Source organism: Streptomyces viridosporus, from assembly GCF_002078235.1.
GTDB lineage: Bacteria > Actinomycetota > Actinomycetes > Streptomycetales > Streptomycetaceae > Streptomyces > Streptomyces viridosporus.
The window spans coordinates 1-1,164 of the sequence record NZ_MSGP01000668.1 but is presented as its reverse complement, the minus strand read 5'-3'; the positions used below and the strand labels follow the sequence as shown (position 1 = coordinate 1,164).

1 protein-coding gene is annotated in these 1,164 nt (G+C 75.5%); it reads right to left on the bottom strand.

Annotated elements, in window-relative coordinates; genetic code table 11:
- Positions 1 to 1,164: inositol-3-phosphate synthase (locus tag B7L92_RS35400; protein ID WP_255311293.1), on the bottom strand; the 1,164-nt coding region annotated here is incomplete at both ends.

The following is a 1,164-nucleotide window of genomic DNA, read 5'->3' as shown; positions in this document are numbered from 1 at the left end:
GGCCCGTCGTCACTGGCCGAGCAGTACGCGGAGCTGAGGCGCTTCGCCGAGCGGCTGCGCGACGGCGCCGACGACCGCGGGACGCGGCGATGAGCCGCTCGGCGAAGCGCCTCAGCTCCGCGTACTGCTCGGCCAGTGACGACGGGCCGTCCCCGACCGGGTCCTTGAAGTAGAAGCCCAGTTCACGCAGCGGGCCGGACAGGCCCCTGTCCCGGGCGCGGGCGACCAGACGGGCCAGGTCGAGGACGAGCGGGGCGGCGAGCGCCGAGTCGCAGCCCTGCCAGATGGTCTGCAGGATCATGCGGGAGCCGAGGAAGCCGTCGAAGGCGATGTGGTCCCAGGCCGTCTTCCAGTCACCGAGCGCGGGCACGTCGTCGATGTGGACCTCGCCCTCGGGTGCGGCACCGAGGGTGTCGGTGAGGACGCGTTCCTTGCCGGCGTTCTTGGCGGCGGCGGCCGCGGGGTCGGCGAGGGCGGCGCCGTCACCGCCGCCCAGGAGGTTGGTGCCGGACCAGGCGCGCACGGCGAGGGCGCGCTGCAGGAACATCGGGCCGAGCACGGAGCGCAGCAGGGTCTGCCCGGTCTTGCCGTCGCGGCCCGCGTGGGGGACGGAGGCCGTCGCGGCCTCGTCGGCCAGTGCCGGGTGGTGCAGGCCCGTGGAGGGGGTGAAGTTGACGTAGGGGCAGTCGGCGCGCAGGGCGGCCGCCGCGTAGAGGGAGCTGGGCGGCAGCGTGCCGTCGGTGGGAGCGGACTCGGTGGAGGCCACGTTCACCACGACGGCGCCCGCGAGGCCCTGGCGGCGCACGAAGTCGCGGATGTCGGCCGCGAACACGTCGATCCAGTCGTCCTCGGTGCGGGCCGGGCCGCCGTCCGTGTCACCGGTCAGGGGGCCGCCGGGCCTGATCTCCCGGTCGGCGGCGGCGAGTTCGGCGTGCACCGCGGCGGGCAGGCCGTGCGGCAGGACGCCGCCGGCGGCGAGGTGTTCGGCGCGTTTGGGCAGCGGGCAGTCGACGGTGTCGTGACCGCCGAAAACGAGGGACGACAGCGGCGGCAGGCCGCACGAGGTGAAGTCGGGAGTCTCGGTGACCATGCCGGTCGGCGGATGGAGCCCGGCGGCGACGGCGGCGCAGCCCGCGATCGCGGTCGCGGGCTGCGCCGCCGTCG